This is a genomic window from Aminobacter sp. P4_H6_2 (assembly GCF_056400805.1).
On sequence record NZ_JBFUKO010000755.1, the window covers coordinates 1 to 2362 of the forward strand.

The 2362-nt window shown below is 57.9% G+C and carries 3 protein-coding genes; 2 read left to right on the forward strand and 1 reads right to left on the reverse strand.

What is annotated here, in order from left to right:
* The first annotated feature begins 155 nt into the window (after positions 1-155).
* Complete coding sequence (locus AC1DUU_RS29690) at positions 156-377, forward strand: hypothetical protein (protein WP_476786900.1); 222 nt, start codon at positions 156-158, stop codon at positions 375-377.
* Between the two features lie 152 nt (positions 378-529).
* Here the strand turns inward: AC1DUU_RS29690 and AC1DUU_RS29695 are convergent, their stop codons facing one another.
* Positions 530-688 carry a hypothetical protein gene (locus AC1DUU_RS29695; RefSeq protein WP_476786901.1) on the reverse strand — a complete coding sequence of 53 codons (159 nt, stop codon included), beginning with the start codon at positions 686-688 and terminating at the stop codon, positions 530-532.
* A 397-nt stretch (positions 689-1085) separates the two neighbouring features.
* On the opposite strand from AC1DUU_RS29695, the gene AC1DUU_RS29700 reads away from it, so the two are divergent.
* The gene (locus tag AC1DUU_RS29700) at positions 1086-2114 is read left to right on the forward strand and encodes an IS110 family RNA-guided transposase (RefSeq protein ID WP_476786902.1); all 1029 of its coding nucleotides are present in this window, start codon (positions 1086-1088) and stop codon (positions 2112-2114) included.
* Positions 2115-2362: the final 248 nt, after the last annotated feature.

Here is a 2362-nt window from a genome sequence, read left to right on the forward strand (position 1 = left end):
GCTCAACGTTGTGCTCCACGACAATCCCCATCTGAGAAGCCGAACAGAAAAATAGACTGTTCTATTAAGAACAGACGGCACGTTTTCCATGTGCTACTCGCGAAGTTCCGCCGAAGGAACCGCGCAATTGCGCTTCCGCTCAAGGGTAGCAAGCTATGGCCGACGCTCTCAACACCAAGGTATCTGCCTTCGACTTTGACATCTTGCAAAGTGCCCTGCGCAACGCGTCGGGGAATGAGCGTGAACCGGAAAAGCTTCGTCATATGGCCTATGAATTAGCGAGCGCGCTATGCCCGGACCAACCGTTCCCCGAAGAAATGATCGATATGATGTTGGCTCGCCTACAAGGCTCGGATGATGCGGCCGACGCAGCATAGACGCGCGCTCGTTTCTCGTCGGCAATCGACGGGCATGTGAGCCGCCCGGTTATAAGGCGGCGTGCCGTGGACGAGGGGGCCTTGCAAATGTGAAACCGCCATGTGCGGGTCTGCATGATTGCTCGCGACTCTGGACGCCTACCAGCATCTGGCTAGCGTTTTTTCTGTAGAAGCTTGGCTTCCCTTAAAAGCGACGGCCACGCATATCCAATAAAAGCGATGGCCTGCGCTTCGCTAACGTTGGTTTCTCTCATCAAGCGCTGGATCAAAACGTTTTCTGCGCGCTCCGGCTCGTCGGGTTCATCAGCCACTTTATCAGTCCCCTTCGCGCCCCCAACGCATCAAAGTATCCCCAGTTCCGTCTGTTCTTTGCGGGCGAGCCCAGAAAAACCGCTCTTTTCAGGGTGGTACGGGGCTCTTAATTGGTCAGGCCAAAGGACACCGGCCTGGATACATATCCGCCAATCCCCGGTGGACGCATCACTGCGAGATCATCGAGACCGGAAACGGGTCCTGGCGCTTCAAGAACCGCGCCTGATCGGCCCACTTCCGCCAAGCCGATCCGCGCTCGCCCACATAGAGGGGTCAAAATTGGACACCGATCAGGGGTCAGTTTTGGTAACGATGACGTAATTGCTGTCGCTGCGCCTTTGAACGAAGACTTGGTCGACGGCAGAAGCCGTCAAAGCTCGAACAGAGGAGGCCGCGGTGAAGCAATATGTCGGAATGGATGTGTCGCAGAGGGAGACCAGCATCTGCGTGGTCGACGATACTGGAAAGGCAGTCTTCCAGGGAAAAGCGAAGTCCGATCCGGGAGCGCTGACGGAGCTGCTGCGTAAGCATGCGCCTCACGCCGAGCGCATCGGATTTGAGACCGGCGCCATGTCCAGCTGGCTCTGGCACGAATTGAAAAGAGTCGGGTTGCCGGTCGTCTGCATTGACGCTCGACATGCAAAGGCCGCGCTTTCCGTCCGAATGAACAAGAGCGACGAGAACGATGCCCGCGGCTTGGCCGAGTTAGTGCGCGTCGGTTGGTATCGCGAAGTGAAGGTCAAGAGCGCAGAGAGTCAGGCTGCCCGATCCATGCTCGTCGCACGGTCAAGACTTATCGAGATCCGGCGCGATCTCGAAAACCAAACACGATCCATGCTGAAGGAATACGGGCTGCAGTTCAGCCGATCGATTGGGTCACAGTTCCGGCGAAAGGTGTGGGAATTGGTTGCTGACGGACATCCGCTTTGGTCTTTGCTTCACGCGCTTCTGTCTGTCCACGAGCAGGTCTGCTGTGAACAGGAGAAGCTCGATCGGCAGGTCCGGCATCTCGCTCATGAAGACGAAACCACACGCCGACTGATGACGGTCCCCGGCATCGGCGTGGTGACCGCGCTCACCTTCCGCCACACGATCGACGATCCCGCGCGCTTTCGCTCGGCCGCCAACGTTGGTGCCTATCTTGGCCTGACGCCGCGACGAAAGCAGTCCGGTGAAACGGATATCAATGGCCGCGTCTCACGCTGGGGAGATCGACTGCTGCGAACCTATCTGTATGAGGCGGCCAGCGTGCTCCTGCACCGGACCAAGAAATGGTCCTCGCTGAAGGCTTGGGGAATGCGTCTGTCGAGGCGGATCGGCTTGAAGAAGGCAAAGGTGGCGGTCGCACGGAAGATCGCCGTTTTGCTACATTGCATTTGGGTTGACGGCACCAGCTTCGAGTGGGGTAACGAAAAGATAGCTTAGTCGACTTCCCCCAAACGAGTTCTCGGGCCGCCATCAACGCGGAACTCGTGATGTCCCCGCCGGGACGGTGGTTGCGGCGACCTCGGTCAAACGGCTGACAGCAGTTCATCTGCATCTCGTTGGAAACGTTGAGGCGCCCGACCCGAACAACATCATGAGGCACTCGACCTCGGAAAGGACCATGACCCCGGCGATGGCAGTGCGAAATCGGGTTGACAACTGCCCGCAATTAAAGGGCCGTTTGACAC